Origin of the sequence: Amycolatopsis sacchari, assembly GCF_900114035.1 — a bacterium.
GTDB lineage: Bacteria > Actinomycetota > Actinomycetes > Mycobacteriales > Pseudonocardiaceae > Amycolatopsis_E > Amycolatopsis_E sacchari.
On the sequence record NZ_FORP01000007.1, the window covers coordinates 18825 to 34341 of the forward strand.

At 72.3% G+C, this 15517-nt stretch carries 16 protein-coding genes; 8 read left to right on the top strand and 8 right to left on the bottom strand.

Annotated features, from left to right (window positions below; translation table 11 throughout):
* Nucleotides 1–8 precede the first annotated feature (8 nt).
* Nucleotides 9–689, bottom strand: a complete 681-nt coding sequence (locus BMZ92_RS13935) for an alpha/beta fold hydrolase (protein ID WP_091507147.1) — start codon at nucleotides 687–689, stop codon at nucleotides 9–11.
* On the bottom strand, nucleotides 686–1828 hold the full coding sequence (locus BMZ92_RS13940; RefSeq protein ID WP_091507149.1) for a cupin domain-containing protein: 1143 nt from the start codon (nucleotides 1826–1828) through the stop codon (nucleotides 686–688). The genes BMZ92_RS13935 and BMZ92_RS13940 overlap by 4 nt, the downstream gene beginning before the upstream one ends.
* Before the next feature lie 117 nt (nucleotides 1829–1945).
* On the opposite strand from BMZ92_RS13940, the gene BMZ92_RS13945 reads away from it, so the two are divergent.
* Nucleotides 1946–2941: a LacI family DNA-binding transcriptional regulator gene (locus BMZ92_RS13945; RefSeq protein WP_091507151.1), complete on the top strand. Its 996-nt coding sequence runs from the start codon at nucleotides 1946–1948 to the stop codon at nucleotides 2939–2941.
* Between the two features lie 4 nt (nucleotides 2942–2945).
* Here the strand turns inward: BMZ92_RS13945 and BMZ92_RS13950 are convergent, their stop codons facing one another.
* Nucleotides 2946–3785, bottom strand: coding sequence for a carbon-nitrogen hydrolase family protein (locus BMZ92_RS13950; RefSeq protein ID WP_091507153.1), 840 nt, complete (start codon nucleotides 3783–3785; stop codon nucleotides 2946–2948).
* The gene (hisD, locus tag BMZ92_RS13955; RefSeq protein WP_091507155.1) at nucleotides 3785–5113 is read right to left on the bottom strand and encodes a histidinol dehydrogenase; all 1329 of its coding nucleotides are present in this window, start codon (nucleotides 5111–5113) and stop codon (nucleotides 3785–3787) included. Before hisD ends, BMZ92_RS13950 begins: the two co-directional genes overlap by 1 nt.
* A gap of 72 nt (nucleotides 5114–5185) precedes the next feature.
* Between hisD and BMZ92_RS13960 the strand changes: the two genes are divergently transcribed.
* Entirely contained in the window at nucleotides 5186–6136 is a 951-nt protein-coding gene (locus BMZ92_RS13960) for a LysR family transcriptional regulator (RefSeq protein WP_091507158.1), read from the top strand.
* Between the two features lie 11 nt (nucleotides 6137–6147).
* Here the strand turns inward: BMZ92_RS13960 and BMZ92_RS13965 are convergent, their stop codons facing one another.
* Nucleotides 6148–7485 carry an MFS transporter gene (locus tag BMZ92_RS13965; RefSeq protein ID WP_091507161.1) on the bottom strand — a complete coding sequence of 446 codons (1338 nt, stop codon included), beginning with the start codon at nucleotides 7483–7485 and terminating at the stop codon, nucleotides 6148–6150.
* A 514-nt stretch (nucleotides 7486–7999) separates the two neighbouring features.
* On the opposite strand from BMZ92_RS13965, the gene BMZ92_RS13970 reads away from it, so the two are divergent.
* The 3 genes from BMZ92_RS13970 to BMZ92_RS13980 are packed head-to-tail and all read left to right on the top strand — an operon-like array spanning nucleotide 8000 to nucleotide 11437.
* Nucleotides 8000–8206 carry a heavy-metal-associated domain-containing protein gene (locus tag BMZ92_RS13970; protein WP_091507162.1) on the top strand — a complete coding sequence of 69 codons (207 nt, stop codon included), beginning with the start codon at nucleotides 8000–8002 and terminating at the stop codon, nucleotides 8204–8206.
* Between the two features lie 25 nt (nucleotides 8207–8231).
* A complete protein-coding gene (locus BMZ92_RS13975) occupies nucleotides 8232–9155 on the top strand; it encodes a hypothetical protein (protein ID WP_091507165.1) in 924 nt (307 codons plus the stop codon).
* A gap of 17 nt (nucleotides 9156–9172) precedes the next feature.
* Entirely contained in the window at nucleotides 9173–11437 is a 2265-nt protein-coding gene (locus BMZ92_RS13980) for a heavy metal translocating P-type ATPase (protein WP_091507168.1), read from the top strand.
* Nucleotides 11438–11450: 13 nt separating this feature from the next.
* On the opposite strand, the gene BMZ92_RS13985 is transcribed toward BMZ92_RS13980, so the two are convergent.
* Nucleotides 11451–12026 carry a TetR/AcrR family transcriptional regulator gene (locus BMZ92_RS13985; RefSeq protein ID WP_091507170.1) on the bottom strand — a complete coding sequence of 192 codons (576 nt, stop codon included), beginning with the start codon at nucleotides 12024–12026 and terminating at the stop codon, nucleotides 11451–11453.
* Nucleotides 12026–12436 carry an ester cyclase gene (locus BMZ92_RS13990; protein ID WP_245783048.1) on the bottom strand — a complete coding sequence of 137 codons (411 nt, stop codon included), beginning with the start codon at nucleotides 12434–12436 and terminating at the stop codon, nucleotides 12026–12028. The genes BMZ92_RS13985 and BMZ92_RS13990 overlap by 1 nt, the downstream gene beginning before the upstream one ends.
* A 154-nt stretch (nucleotides 12437–12590) precedes the next feature.
* On the opposite strand from BMZ92_RS13990, the gene BMZ92_RS13995 reads away from it, so the two are divergent.
* The 3 genes from BMZ92_RS13995 to BMZ92_RS14005 are packed head-to-tail and all read left to right on the top strand — an operon-like array spanning nucleotide 12591 to nucleotide 15246.
* On the top strand, nucleotides 12591–13466 hold the full coding sequence (locus BMZ92_RS13995; protein ID WP_091507174.1) for a helix-turn-helix domain-containing protein: 876 nt from the start codon (nucleotides 12591–12593) through the stop codon (nucleotides 13464–13466).
* A complete protein-coding gene (locus BMZ92_RS14000; RefSeq protein ID WP_091507177.1) occupies nucleotides 13463–14344 on the top strand; it encodes an NmrA family NAD(P)-binding protein in 882 nt (293 codons plus the stop codon). The genes BMZ92_RS13995 and BMZ92_RS14000 overlap by 4 nt, the downstream gene beginning before the upstream one ends.
* Nucleotides 14341–15246 carry an MBL fold metallo-hydrolase gene (locus tag BMZ92_RS14005; protein ID WP_091507179.1) on the top strand — a complete coding sequence of 302 codons (906 nt, stop codon included), beginning with the start codon at nucleotides 14341–14343 and terminating at the stop codon, nucleotides 15244–15246. Before BMZ92_RS14000 ends, BMZ92_RS14005 begins: the two co-directional genes overlap by 4 nt.
* Here BMZ92_RS14005 and BMZ92_RS14010 read toward each other — a convergent pair.
* Nucleotides 15225–15512, bottom strand: a complete 288-nt coding sequence (locus BMZ92_RS14010) for a hypothetical protein (RefSeq protein WP_091507181.1) — start codon at nucleotides 15510–15512, stop codon at nucleotides 15225–15227. The two genes, BMZ92_RS14005 and BMZ92_RS14010, sit on opposite strands and share 22 nt — an antisense overlap.
* Nucleotides 15513–15517 lie beyond the last annotated feature (5 nt).

A 15517-nucleotide genomic window follows, 5' to 3' on the forward strand; every position in this document is an offset into this window, starting at 1 on the left:
GAACTCCTTCATCGGATCAGGCGGAGCCAGTCGCGCAGCAGGGTGGCCACGGCGGTGGGCTCCTCGAACGTGAGCAGGTGCCCGGCCTCCGGGAGCACCCGCAGGGTCGCCTCGGCCGCGTGCGCGGCGATCGCGTGGTGGAACGACGGCGGGCACAGCGCGTCGCGTTCCCCGCACACCACCAGGACCGGGCAGGACAGCCCCGCGATGGCCGCGTGGGCGTCACGCCGGGTGGCCTGCGCGGCCAGCTGGGCGCGGAAGGTGCCCGGGCCGACCCGGTGGGCCATGTCGAGGAACCGTAGCCCCAGCGGGGAATCCGGTTCGGCGAACATGGTCGGCAGGATCCGCTCGACGGCGGAGTCGAAGCCGCCGCGAGCGGTGAGGCGGTCCAGTTCGGCCCAGCCGGCCAGCTGCGCCGCGGTCGGGGCTCCCGCGTTGGTCGACAACGCGCAGAACCCGGCGAGCCGCTCCGGGGCCTGGCGGGCGACCTCGAACCCGGCGATCGCGCCGAGGCTCAGTCCCGCGAGCACGAACGGACCGTCCACTGTAGACAGAATCTGCTCGGCCATGCCGCCGATGGTCGGGGCGGTGATCCGCGCGTGCACCACCGGTCCCGGCGGCTCGACGCCGGCCCACAGACCGGCGTCGCACAGCATGCCGGGGACCAGCACCACCGGCGGTGCCGTCACCGCCCGGCCGGCCTGGGCAGGAGGTGGTAGGGCGCGAGGTAGCCGTTGTGGTCGAGGCCGACCCCGGCGTCGGCGGCCGCCTTGACGACCTCGTCGTCCCAGTCCAGGCGGACCCGGCCGTCCCCGCCGTTGACGACGAGCAGGGTCGCGGTTTCGCCGGAGACGTTGCGGAGGCTGCGCCACGCGCCGCGCGGCACGGACAGCATGTCCCACGGGCCGAGGCGGACGCTGACCTCGTCGTGGCGGTTGAGGGTGACCTCCCACTCGCCGTCCTTGACCAGCAGCACCTGCGTCTCGTCGTGGCGGTGGAGCGGCACACCCTCCCCCGGCTCCGCCCGCAGCCACGCGATGTTGTGCCCGTGCGGGTGGTAGATCCGCGGTTCCTGGTCGCGGTCCTCGGTCATCCCGAAGCCGATCACCGGGGCCAGCTCGGCGCGCCCGCCGGGCAGGACGCCGCCCAGCAGGGCCCGCGAGGACCACTGGAGGTCGTCCGTCGTGACGACCCGGCGGCGCAGCTTTTCCACGTCGTAGGACGGCAGGGCGGCGATGTCCTCGGCGACCATCGGGCGGACCAGCTCGGCCGGGTCCGGCACCTCGTCTCCCGCGACGGTGTCCACGAGGCGGTTGTCCGCCGTCAGGTAGAGGCCGTGGCCCTCGGCCTCCCGCAGCACGGACGGTCCCCAGATGATCCCGCCGGTGTCGTCGTGGCCGAGGACGGTGAACAGCCAGCCGTCGTCGGGGCCGATGTTGGTGAAGCCGCGGAAGATCCACGTCGGGATCGAGGCGATGTCACCCTCGCGCAGCACCAGCTCGCCCTCGTTGCCGTCGGCGCCCCAGCGGAGCAGGAACTCGCCGCGGAAGCACAGGAACACCTCGGCGGTGAAGTGCAGGTGCAGGTTGTTGGTGATGCCGTGCGGCATGGCGGCGGCGCCGATGTTGAACCCGTGGGGCTCGCGCAGGTTGACCACCTGGTCCGGGTTCTGCGTCACGCCCGGCCCGATCATCGAGTAGTTCTCCTTGCGGTCCGAGCCCGGCGTCCGGCAGTCGATGAACGCCTGGTCGCAGGAGACGAAATCGGCCCGCCGGATCGTGCGGCGGCGCAGTTCCGCCGCCGTCACCCGCCCCTCGCCGTTGCGCATGACATCCTCCGAAGTCGTTGTTAATACGTATGCAGAACACCATCCACAAGCGGGACCTGTCAAGGGATGGATTCCGGTAGGATCCGTATGCACGCCCGCGCTCAGGGAAGGACGCCGATGTCGATCACGAGCCATGACGTGGCCCGGCTCGCCGGGGTCTCGCAGCCCACGGTCTCCCGTGCGCTGCGCGGCGATCACCGGGTTTCGGAGGCCACCCGCGCGCGGGTGCGCGAGGCGGCGGAGGCGCTCGGGTACGTGCCGAGCGAAGCGGGCCGGAGCCTGTCGACGCGGTCGACCCGCCGCGTCGGCGTGGTGGTCACCGACCTGACCAACCCGTTCTACCCGCATCTGATCGGCCCGCTGCACGACGAGCTCGAGCGGCACGGGTACCGGATGATGCTGTTCACCGAGCGCAGCGAAACCGCGCTGGAGACCGAGCGGCTGCTCGACCGCTCGATCGACGGCGTCGTGCTCACCACGGCGGTGATCGGCTCACCCCTGCCCGCCGAGCTGAACCGCCGTGGCCTGCCGTTCGTCTTCCTCAACCGCGAGACCGGCAATGACGGCGCGGACGCGGCGGTGGTCGACAACGAGGCGGGCGGCAGGCTGGTCGCCGAGGAGCTCGTGCGCCTCGGGCACACCGACGTCGCCCTGATCGGCGGCCCCGCGGACACCACCACCGGGCGCGACCGCGAGCTCGGGTTCCGCGTCGGTCTGTCCGAGGCCGGGGTCGGCCTGCCCCGCCACCGCGTGCGCCGGGGGCCGTTCGACTACGGCACCGGTTACCAGGGGCTGCTCGAGCTCGCCGCGGACGGGCCCCGTCCGACAGCGGTCTTCTGCGGCAACGACGTGATCGCGATCGGGGCGATGAACGCGGCGCGGCGGCTGGGGCTGGACGTGCCGGGCGACCTGACGCTGATCGGCTTCGACGACCTGCCGATGGCCTCGTGGGAGACGTTCGACCTCACCACGGTCCGGCACGACCTCGACGGCATGGCCAAGGCCGCCGCGGGCCTGCTCGTCGAACGCCTTTCCGGTGGCGCGCCGGAGGAACCGCGCCGCGTCACGTTCGCCCCGGAGCTGGTGCCGAGGGGAACGCACGCGGCGCGGTGACGCCTCACCGCCGGTCCGCCTCGGCCCAGGCGGACGGGGTCAGCGCACCTCCGTAGAGCGGCATCGGGATCGGCTCGTCGTCCTCCCGCAACTGCTTCCACACGCGGGTGACGCCGAAGCTGCCGTGGCGGCGGACGGCGGTGACCGAGTCCAGGTCGATCACCGCCGTGAGCACGCCGGTGGCGGCGCCGGGCAGTTCGGCGAGCACCTGCCCCTCGGGTCCCACCAGCACCGAATGCCCCAGCCCGGTCTGCGCGGCCGCGTTGACGCTCGCGACGAACACCTGGTTGACGGTCGCGTTCGCGCGGGCGAGCACGACCTCCTGGGCGCGGTCGGCGGTGTCGGTGCGGACCACGTTGAGCACCAGCTCGGCACCCAGCCACGCCAGATGCCGGGTCACCTCGGGGAACCAGGCGTCGTAACACACCGAGAGCCCGATGCGGCCGACGCCGGGGATCGGGAACACCACGAACTCCCGCCCCGGCCGGAACGGCTCGTGCGGCCGCCAGGGGAAGACCTTCCGGTAGGCGGCGGCCAACTCACCCTCCGGCGAATACACCACGGCCGTGTCGTAGACGTGGCCGTCGGCACCGAGTTCGGCGACGCTGCCCGGGCACAGCCACACCCCCAGGTCTCCGGCCAGCTCGGCGAAACACCGGTGCCGCGGGCCGTCCCGGACTGGCTGAGCGTCCACATCCGACTCACCGGTCAGGTGCAGCTCCGGGTAGACCAGCAGCCTGGTGCCGGGGAACCGCCGCAAGGTCGCCGTGACGTGCCCGGCGAAACCACCGAGATCCCGCCGTGCCGGAACCTGGGCCAGCGCGAGGGTGAGCGGCCTGCCCATCACACCTCCTGCGGGACCAGCCGCCGCGTGCGCAGGGCGGCGGTGGCGCGGTGGGCGGCCATGCCCTCGGAAGCGGAGATGACGTCGACGGCGTCGGCGAGCGCGGGCGTGGCTTCCCCGGCGACGCGCTGGTAGGTCAGCGGCCGGAGGAACCGCGACACCGACAGCCCGGCACTGTGCCGTGCACCGCCCGCGGTCGGCAGCACGTGGTTCGTCCCCGCCATGCCCTTGTCGGAGTAGGCCACCGTGCTCCACGGCCCGAGGAACAGCGAGCCGTACGCGGTCAGGTTGTCGTGGTACCAGCCGTCTTCGGCGGTCTGGATCTCCAGGTGCTCCGGGGCGAGGTCGTCCATGAGGGCCGCCGCCGTCTCGCGGTCGGCCGCCACCGTGATCGATCCGTGGTCGCGCCACGCGGGGCCGGCGATCGGCGCGGTCGGCAGGGTCGCGAGCTGGCGTTCGACCTCCGCGGTGACCGCCGTCGCGAGGTCACCGCTGGTCGTGATCAGGGCCGCGGGCGAGTCCGGGCCGTGCTCGGCCTGGCCGAGCAGGTCGGCGGCGACGAGTTCGGGGTCGGCGGTCCCGTCGGCGATCACGGCCACTTCGGACGGTCCGGCGAGGAGGTCGATCGCGACGGTGCCGAACAGCTGGCGCTTGGCCTCGGCCACGAAGGCGTTGCCCGCGCCGACGAGCATGTCCACCGGCGTGTCGCCGACGAGCCCGTAGGCCATCGCCGCGAGCGCCTGCACACCGCCGAGCAGGAAGACCCGGTCCGCACCGGACACGTAGGCGGCGTAGAGGACGGCGGGGTTGGGGCCGCCGTCCGGCTGCGGCGGGGTGCACGCGACGACGGACGGGACCCCGGCTGCCTTGGCGACGTTCACGGTCATGAAAGCGCTGGCGGTCAAGGGAAACCGGCCTGCGGGCAGGTACGCGCCGACGCGCTGCACCGGCAGGTAGCGGTACCCGGCGACGAGCCCCGGTTCGAGCTCGACCTCCATGTCCTTGAGCGCCTCGCGGGAGGCCTTCGCGAACGCCGCGGTGCGGGCGGCGCCGAGTTCGATGGCCGCGCGCAGGTCCTCGGGCAGCCGCTCACCACTGCGGCGCATCTCCTCGCGCGAGACCTCCAGCGGGCGGCCGTCGTACCCGTCCAGTTCGGCCGCGTACCGGCTGACCGCGTCGAGGCCCTCGGTACGGATCCGGTCGAGCATGCGGGTGACGGTCTCGATGACGGCCGGGTCGCGCTGGGCCGGGGCTCCCCCGGCGGCAGGTGCCTTGACGACGGTGAACCGGCCGGCGAACCGGCGCTGGATGGCTTCGCTGAAGTACATGTCCCGAAAGCTAGTTCCGCGCAAGGCACAGGAACACCTTGTCTTCCATTGGACTACCTATAGGGTTTCCTTGTGACACTGACGCAATTGCGCGCGCTGGTCGCGACGGCGGAGCTCGGCTCGTTCACCGCCGCGGGCACCGCACTCGGCTACACGCAGGCGGCGATCTCGGAACTGGTGCGCCGCCTGGAGGAGGAGTGCGGGCTGCAGTTGTTCCACCGCGGCGGGCGGCGACTGACGCTGACGCCCGCGGGTGCGCAGCTGCTGCCCCACGCGCGCCAGACGGTGAGCGCGGCGCAGAACGCCGAGGACACGATGAAGGCGGTGCGGGGGCTGACCGGCGGGGTCGCCTCGTTCGGCCTGTTCCGCAACGCGGACTTCTACCTGCTGGCCGAGCTCGGCGAGCGGTTCGCCGCGGCGCACCCGGACGTGCGGGTGCGGCTGGTCGGGGTGAACGCCGCGCTCGTCGCGGAAGCGGTGGCGGCCGGGGATCTGGAGGCGGGCATCGTGGTGCTGCCGGTGACGCCCTCAGGACTGGAGATCACGCCGCTGGCGCGGGACGAGGTGCTGTACGTGTCGGCGGACCCGGAGCACGTCGCGGCCCCGGTGGACATCACGACGCTTGCGGCGCGGCGCCTGGTGCTCTACGACGCCCACGTGGGCTGGGCGGACCCCGACCGGCTGCAGCTGGCGGAGCGCGCGCAGGTCGCCGGGGTGCGGCTGGAGCCGTTCATAGAGGTCGAACAGGCCCAGGCGGCGCTGCACCTGGTGGCCCGCGGGGTCGGCGACACGTTCCTGTCCCGCGCCGTCGCCGAACGGCTCACGCGGACCGAGGGCCTGCGGCTGCACACGACGACGTTCGACCCGCCGCTGCACAACACGTTCGCCCTGATCCGCCGACGGCACACCCAGCTCTCCCCCGCGACGGCGGAACTCGCGCGGCTCGCGGTGGACCTCCTGCTGCACCACTCGATGCTCGAACACCGGCGGCCCCTGCCACCGCAGGAGCCGCCGGAGCCGTGAGGGAAGCGCTTTCAGCGGGCGAACTTGTCGGCCGCGAGCTCGCTGCGGTAGGTCTCCTTCATGAACACCGTGATCACCACCAGCGCCAGCACGGCCGCCGCGGCGAGGTACACCCACACCGCGTAGATCGTGCCGAACGCCGACACCAGCAGGGTCGCCACGAACGGCGTGATGCCCATGAAGATCGAGAACGAGCTGTTGTAGGCGATCGAGCTCGCGCTGAACCGCGTGCGCGTCGCGAACAGCTCCGCCGCACAGACCGTGACGATGCCGGTCAGGAAGAACTCCGGGACGAGGTAGATCAGCTGGCTGCCCACCGCGGCGGCGAACGTGCCCCGCTCCCCCACCCAGAACGCGAGCGGCACCAGCACGATGCACGCCACCGCGCCGGTGATCAGCATCGGCTTGCGGCCGATGCGGTCGGAGATGATGCCGGCGACCGGCACGAGCGGGATCAGCACGGCGACGGAGATCATGTTCGACAGCCAGGCCGAGGACTGGGACAGGCCCAGCGTGTCCGACAGGTACTCGGGGTAGAAGGTGACCCAGGTGTAGGACAGGATCGCCAGCATGATCGACGCGCCGCAGAACACGAGGATCGGCCGCCACTGCGATCGCAGCGCCTCGCGGAACGGCGCCGCGACGACGTTCGTCCCGTGCTCGGTGGCCGCCTCGAACTCCGGCGTCTCGCCGATCCGGCTGCGCAGCCACATCCCGACCAGGCACAGCGGCAGCACCGCGAGGAACGGGATCCGCCAGCCCCAGCTGTGCAGCGCCGCGTCGGTGCACACCGCGCTCATCAGCGCGGCCACGCCGGCTCCCGCCAGGATGCCGAAGAAGCAGCTGTTGGACGCGAACGAGGTGTAGTACGCGCGCCGGCGCGGCTCGGCCCACTCGACGACGAACGCGACGGCGCCGACGTACTCGCCGCCCGCGACCATGCCCTGCACGACCCGCAGCACCAGCAGGATCAGCGGGGCGGCCAGCCCGATCTGGCCGTAGGTCGGCAGGACGCCGATCAGGGCCGTGGAGATGCCCATGAACACGACCGTCCACAACAGGACGCGCTTGCGGCCGAACCGGTCGCCCCACCGGCCGAGCAGGCTGCCGCCGAGCGGCCGGACGAGACACGCGATCGCGATCACGGCGTACGCGCTCAGGACGCTGGCCGTGTGGTCGCTCGCCGGGAAGAACGACGAGGCGAGGACGGGTGCCATGTAGCCGTACAACCCGTAGTCGAACTGCTCGACGAAGTTGCCGATGCTGCCGGCGACGATCGCGCGGCGGATCACCTTTCGACGTCCGGCCGCATCGGGGGACGCGGCCGTGGTCGGCGCGAGGGTGGACATGACACCTCCGATTGTGCCACAACGGCAGAGCCGTTCTGCATACGTATAGAGCAGCAACATAGGTGGGTGTCAGCGGCTGGTCAAGGGGCGCAAGAGTGGCTTGCGGTGACCAATGCATACGAATACAGTGCTCGCTTCACGCCATGGGGGTCGCCGGACCCCGGTCGCCATCGTGCATCGTGGCCTCGTCGCAGGCCGGGGCGGGGTGAGGCCGACGCGAAGCCGGCGGGCTCCGCACTTGCGGACCGCGGGCCGTGCGAGCGAGACCGCGGGCGGCGCCCAGCTACCCCGGGACCGCGATCCTCCCGTCGCGCTGGCGGAACGCCTTGCAGCCCTCGAACACGATCTGCCGATTCTCCAGTGCGGGCGCGGGCCGGGCACAGCACATTCAGCCCAGTGGGAAACACGCACGCAGCATGCTCCGGAAGCCGGGCCCGGCACGTTGACTCCTACCCCCGGGGGGTATAAGTTACCCATACCGATACGGGGTACCCCCACCAGGAAGGACGCGGAGATGACCCAGCAGACCTACACCGTGACCGGCATGACCTGCGAGCACTGCGTGCGCTCGGCGACCGAGGAGGTCGGCGGGCTGCCCGGCGTCACCGACGTCGCCGTGGAGCTGCCCACCGGGAAGGTCACCGTCACCAGCGAAGCGGAGCTCCCCACCGACCTGGTGCGCTCCGCCGTCGAAGAAGCCGGTTACCAGCTGACCGCGTAGCGGCCGCGCGAGAACAGGGAATGCCATGAACACAGCAGGGAAGCTCTCCGCCTACGGTGCGGCGCTCGTCCTGGTCGCCGCCGGCGCCTGGGCGATCGGCACCGCTGTCGGTCCCGTCGCCGGCGAGACCGGCGTGCACGGCATGGAGGAAGCCGCGCACGGGGACGACCACAGCGGCACCGTCGCGGAGATCCAGCCCGCGGGACTGGCGTCGTCCAGGGGCGGTTACACCCTCACGCCCACCAGCACGACGCTCGCCACGGGCACCACCGAGTTCGCCTTCCGGATCACCGGACCCGACGGCACGCCCGTCACCGCGTTCGACGTCGAGCACGACAAGCGCATGCACCTCATCGTCGTGCGCCGCGACACGGCGGGCTTCCGGCACGTCCACCCCGCCATGGCGGCGGACGGCACCTGGACGGTTCCGCTGGACGTCGCCGAAGCGGGCAGCTACCGCGCCTTCGCCGACTTCAAGCCCACCGGGGGCGAGGCCACGACGCTGGGGGTCGACCTGGCCGCGGCAGGCGACTTCCAGCCGCGGACCTACACGCCCTCCCGCGAGTCGGTCGTGGACGGCTACCGCGTGCGCCTCGACGGCGACCTCACGCCGGGCCGGTCGTCGAAGGTGACCGTCACCGTCACCAAGGACGGGCACGACGTCACCGATCTGCAGCCGTACCTGGGCGCCTTCGGCCATCTCGTCGCGTTGCGCGAAGGCGACCTGGCCTACCTCCACGTCCACCCGGACGGCACGCCGGGAGACGGCACAACCCGTCCCGGACCGGACGTGACCTTCTACGCGGAGGTCCCGTCGGCCGGCACTTACCGGCTGTTCCTGGACTTCCAGCACGAGGGCAAGGTGCACACGGCCGAGTTCACGGTGCCGACCGGGCCACAACCGGCCACCGCGCCACAGCCGCCCGCCGCCGAACACGGCCACGGCTGACCGAGGAGGGATGACCGATGACTTCCACGCTGCCCGGCTCGCCGGCCACCGGCGAGCGGCGTGACCTCGAACTCGCGATCGGCGGCATGACCTGCGCCTCCTGCGCAATGCGGATCGAGCGCAAGCTCAACAGGCTCGACGGCGTCACCGCGAGCGTCAACTACGCCACCGAGAAGGCGAAGGTCAGCTTCCCCGCCGGCCTCGACCCGGCCACGCTGGTCGAGCAGGTCGAGGCGGCGGGCTACACGGCCACCTTGCCGCGGGCGGAGGCACCGGAGTCCGAAAAGGACACTGATGACCCGGCTCGGTCCTTGCGGCAGCGGCTGACCGGCTCGGTGGTGCTGTCGGTGCCGGTGGTCGTGCTGGCGATGGTCCCGGCGCTGCAGTTCACGTACTGGCAGTGGATCTCGCTCACGCTGGCCGCGCCGGTGGTCGGGTGGGCGGCCTGGCCGTTCCACAAGGCGGCGTTGACGAACCTGCGGCACGGTGCGGCCACAATGGACACCCTCGTGTCGCTGGGCACGCTGGCCGCGTTCGCCTGGTCGCTGTACGCGCTGTTGTTCGGCACCGCCGGCGTGCCCGGCATGACGCACCCGTTCGAACTGACCATCGAGCGGATCAGCGGCGACGGCGCGATCTACCTCGAGGTCGCCGCAGGGGTGACGACGTTCATCCTCGCCGGCCGCTACTTCGAGGCCCGGTCCAAGCGGCGGGCCGGGGCCGCGCTGCGCGCGCTGCTGGAACTGGGCGCGAAGGACGTGGCGGTGCTGCGCGACGGCCGTGAGGAGCGGGTCCCGGTCGAGCAGCTGGCCGTGGGTGCGGAGTTCGTGGTCCGGCCCGGCGAGAAGATCGCGACCGACGGCGTGGTCGTCGACGGCAGCTCGGCGGTCGACGCGAGCCTGCTCACCGGCGAGTCCGTGCCGGTCGAGGTCGGTCCGGGTGACGCGGTTACCGGGGCGACCGTGAACTCGGGCGGGCGGCTCGTGGTGCGGGCGACGCGCGTCGGCGCGGACACCCAGCTCGCGCAGATGGCGAAGCTGGTCGAGGAGGCGCAGACGGGCAAGGCCGCCGTGCAGCGGCTCGCGGACCGGATCGCCGGGGTGTTCGTGCCGGTCGTCATCGCGCTGGCGATCGGGACGCTCGCGTTCTGGCTCGGCGCGGGCGGCACGGTCTCGGCCGCGTTCACCGCGGCGGTGGCGGTGCTGATCATCGCCTGCCCCTGCGCGCTGGGGCTGGCCACGCCGACCGCGCTGCTGGTCGGCACGGGCCGGGGCGCCCAGCTCGGCATCCTGATCAAGGGCCCGGAGGTGCTGGAGTCCACCCGCCGCGTCGACACGGTCGTGCTCGACAAGACCGGCACCGTCACCACCGGCCGGATGGCGCTGACCGCGGTGCATCCGGCGGACGGCGCTGACGCCGAGGAGGTGCTGCGCCTGGCGGGTGCGCTGGAGCACGCCTCCGAGCACCCGGTCGCCAAGGCCATCGCCGCGGGCGCCCGGGAGCGTGTCGGCGAGCTGCCGCCCGTCGAAGGCTTCACCAACGTCGAAGGGCTTGGGGTGCAAGGGATCGTGGACGGAAAGGCCGTGCTGGCCGGACGCGCCGCGCTGCTGGCGGACTGGGGGCAGCACCTGTCCCCCGAACTCGCCGAGGCCAAGGCCGCGGCCGAGCGGCAGGGCAGGACGGCGATCGTCGTCGGCTGGGACGGCGAGGCGCGGGCGGTGCTGGTCGTCGCCGACACCGTCAAGCCGACCTCGGCCGAGGCCGTCCGGCAGCTGCGCGGGCTCGGGCTCACCCCGGTCCTGCTCACCGGGGACAACGAGGACGCGGCGAAGGCGGTCGCCGCCGAAGTCGGCATCGAGCGGGTCATCGCCGAGGTCCTGCCCCGCGACAAGGTCGACGTGGTCCGGCGCCTGCAGGACGAGGGCAAGGTGGTGGCGATGGTCGGCGACGGGGTCAACGACGCCGCCGCGCTCGCCCAGGCCGACCTCGGGCTCGCGATGGGCACCGGTGCCGATGTCGCCATCGAGGCGAGCGACCTGACCCTGGTGCGCGGCGACCTCCGCGTGGCGGCCGACGCGATCCGGCTGTCCCGGCGCACGCTGCGCACGATCAAGGGGAACCTGTTCTGGGCGTTCGCCTACAACGTCGCCGCACTGCCGCTGGCCGCGGCGGGCCTGCTCAACCCGATGATCGCGGGCGCCGCGATGGCGTTCAGCTCCGTGTTCGTGGTGAGCAACAGCCTGCGGCTGCGGGGGTTCCGCGCCGCCACGCCGTCGTCCTGACCGGGGGTGGTGCTCACCCCCGCACGAGCGATGTCACCAGGGTCTCGGCGATGGCGCGCAACTCGGCGGGGCCGTGGCCGGCCCTTTCCATCACCGCGATACCCCGGGTGGTCGTGACGATCAGGCACGCGGCCGCCCGGGGATCGACGTTCAGCACGCCGTCGCCGAACGCGGCCAGCCCGTCGTGGACGACGTTCTCCAGGTCGTCGAGCATGGCGCGCACCGCGGTCGCGAGGCGGGGGGACGCGGTGGCCGCCTCGATGGCCGTCCGGGTGGACAGGCAGCCACGGGGCGGCGACCCGCTCGTGATCGCGCCGACGCAGTAGCCGAAGAAGGACAACAGCGCCGACCGCGCGTCCGGGCGGTCGAGCGCCGCCGCGGCTCCGGCCAGGAACCGCTCGGTGTGGTCGCGGAAGGCGCGGAGGAAGATCTCCTCCTTGCCCCCGTAGGCGTGGTAGAGCGAGCCCCGCTGGACACCCGTGCCCGCCGCCAGGTCGAGCATCGACGTGTCGCGGAACCCCCGCTCCTCGAACACGTTCAGCGCGCGCGAGAGGGCGACCCGCTCGTCGAACTGCCGTACTCCCGCCATCAGGCCGGTGCCGTGGTGAGGCGCTGGAAGAGCTCCCACGACGCGCGCTCGACGTGGTTGTGCACCAGCTTCCCGTCCTCGCGCACCTCCCACACGGCCGTGCCGGTGAACGAGATCGGGCGCCCGTCCGGCTCGGTGCCGAGCACGCCGTTGTTCCGCCCGTGCACGCGCCACCGCGACGCGACCCTGCTGCCGTCGTGGTTCTGGAACGTCTCCAGCACTTCCAGCTCGAAGTCGTGGACCTGGGCCAGGAACGCCGCGATCCACTTCTTGAAGTTCTCGCGGCCCTCGATGCGCTGACCGGCGTTGGTGATCACGAAGTCCTCGACGACGTACTCGTCGACGGCGGCGGGATTGCGCGCGTTCCACACGTCACGCCAGAACGATTCGACCACTTCCACCGCGTTCACACGCACCACCTCCGCGAGCTATGTTTGACACCGCTGACAAACATAGCAGAGGACCACAGCCCGCTGCCTGTCCATCGCGTGGACAGGCACCGGCAGCGGGTCGCGATCCACACTGGGCCCGGGAAGTCCGCCGGGAGACGAGAGTCTGGAGGAAATGGTGGTCGGCAAGCCGTCGCCGGGAGAACTCGGTGAGTTCCTCCGTTCCCGCCGGGCCTCGGTCAGCCCGCGGGAGCTGGGCATCACCCCGTCCTACGGGGAACAGCGCCGGGTGCCGGGGCTCAGGCGCGAGGAGGTCGCCGAGCTCGCCGGGCTCAGCACGACGTACTACACGCGGCTGGAACGGGGCGAGAACCACCAGGTCTCGGACGCGGTCCTGGACGCGATCGCACGTGTACTGCGGCTTTCCGCCGACGAAAGGGCCCACCTCTACCGGCTGGCGCGGGCCCTGCCGCCGGTCCGGGGGTCCGGGCACGAAGACCGCGTGCGAGGTCCCGTCCGCGATCTCGTCGCCGGGAGCCTGGGCGCCGCCGTACTCGTCGGCAGGCGCACGGACATCCTCGCGGGCAACCCGCTCGGATACGCGTTGTGGTGCCTGACGGAGGCGGAAGTCGCGGCCGTCGGGACGCCGGAACCGCCGAACCAGGCCCGGCGGGTCTTCCTCGACCCGGCCGCCCGCGAACTCTTCGCCGACTGGGCGCGCCAGGCCGAGGACCTCGTGTCCTACCTGCGGATGGCGACGGCCGAACGACCGGACGACCTCGCGCTCCACCGGCTCGTGTCCGAACTGGCCACCGGCAGCGAGGACTTCTCGCGCCTGTGGCGGCACCACCCGGTGCGCGACTGCCTGCACACCGTGCGCCGCTACCGGCACCCGCTCGTCGGGGACCTCGTGGTCAACGAAGAGATCCTCCGCCTGCCCGACGACCCCGGGCAGCGCCTGATCATCAGCGCCGCCGAGGCCGGCACGCCGTCGGCCGAGCGGCTCACCCTGCTCGCCACCCACGCCGCGAGCCGAAAGGAACAACCATGATCGTGGTGTCCTCTGCCACCAGCCACACCGGTTCCGCCGTGGCCGACGCGCTGCTCGCCGCCGGCCAGAAGGTCCGGGTACTCGGGCGCAGCCGCGGCCGGCTGCGCGCCTTCGCCGACCGTGGCGCCGAAACCGCCGAAGTCCGCACGGACGACGAGGTCAGCATCCGCGAGGCCTTCGCCGGTGCCGACGCGGCGTTCGTCATGATCGCCCCCGGTCTCGTCCCCACGAGCACCGATTTCCCCGGCTTCCAGCAACGGGTGATCACCGCGCACCGGAAGGGCCTCGCCGGGCTCGAGGGGCTCACGCGGATCGTGAGCCTGAGCGGCTGGGCCGCGAACCACCCGGGTGCGCGGGGACCGGTGTGGGGGCTGCGCCCGCTCGAAGAAGCCCTCGACACGCTCACCGGCGTGGAGACGATCCACCTGCGCCCCGGCTGGTTCATGGAAAACGCCCTGCCGATGATCGAGGAGGTCCGGGAGACCGGCACCGCGCGCGGGCTGATCCCCGCGGACCTGCCGCTCCCCGCGATCGCCACGGCGGACATCGGGGCGGTCGCCGCCGATCTCCTCAGCGGGCGCCGGAAAGCCCCGCGCCGGGTGCTCGAACTGCACGGCCCCCGCGACGTGACGCTCGACGAAATCGTTGCCGCCATTGGCAAAGCCGTCGGACGGCCGGACGCCCGCTACGAGCGGATCGACGCCACCGCGATGCGCGACGGCCTCCTCGCGGCGGGGTTCTCCGAGCACATGGCCGACGGGACCACCGCCATGACCTCGGACGTCGCCGACCGCCGGATCGCCATGGTCCAGCCGCGGGACGCCGAAACCACCACACCCACGACGTTCGAGGACTTCCTCGCGAGGGTCATCGCATGAAACCGTCCACTTTGCTCCCGGCCCCTGGCTTCACCCGCACCCGCGTCGGCGCGATCACGATCACGACCGTCTACGACGGCGCCCTGCCGATCCACGCCGCCGACATGCACGACGAGGCGCCCGAGCGGATCACCGAGCTGCTGGCCGACGGGTTCCTCCCGCCCGAAGGGGACCTCCTGACGGCCGTGAACACCTTCCTGTTCACCACCGGCGGACGCACCGTGCTGGTCGACGCCGGTGCGGGCACCTCCCTCGGGCCCGGCACCGGCCACGTGCTCGAAAACCTCGCTGCCGCAGGGCATTCACCCGCGGAGGTCGACGACGTCCTCATCACGCACCTCCACCCCGATCACGTCTTCGGCCTGATCACAGCCGAGGGTGACCCGGCGTTCCCGTCGGCGACCGTGCACGTGTCGGCGGAGGAAACCGGGCACTGGCTCGACGACGCCGTCGCCGCGCAAGCCGACGGGGTGCAGGCACAGATCCACCACTGGGCGGCACAGGCCCTGCTCCCCTACCGCGCGGCGGGACGGCTCGCCACGTTCCGGCCGGGAGACCAGCCGGTGCCGGGGGTGACCGCGGTCGACCTGCACGGCCACACGCCCGGCCACACCGGTTACCTCCTGGGCAGCGGCGGGGAACACCTGCTGTTCTGGGGCGACACCATGCACTCCCACACCGTTCAGCTGCGCGCTCCGCACGTCACCATGGAGATCGACAGCGACCGCGCCGGTGCCCGCGCGGCACGGCTCCGCGTGCTGGAGGAGGCCCGGACGCGGAAGTGGACCATCGGGGCCGCGCACCTCCCGTTCCCGGGAATCGGGAGGATCCGCTTGCACGACGGCGAATACGAGTGGGTCCCGGTGCCGTACCGGCCGCTTCAGCCGCCTGCCGACGCGTAGCACGGAACGGGCGGCGGCCCGACGCGGGCAAGACGGCGTCGGGCCGCGAAGCAGGCGATGCTCACGGAGCTGATCCGCGAGAAGGTCACCAGCGCGCTGGTGGAAATCCTCGACACGAGGGTGTCGGCACCACGGCGGGCGGCGGCGCGTGGGTGCTGCAGGCCGCCGTCGGCCGTGGCGAGCTCCCGTCCGGAGTGGACCTGGAACTCGGCATCGACCTGCTGATCGCCCCGCTCGCCTTCCGGATACTGGTCACCCGGTCCCATCGACG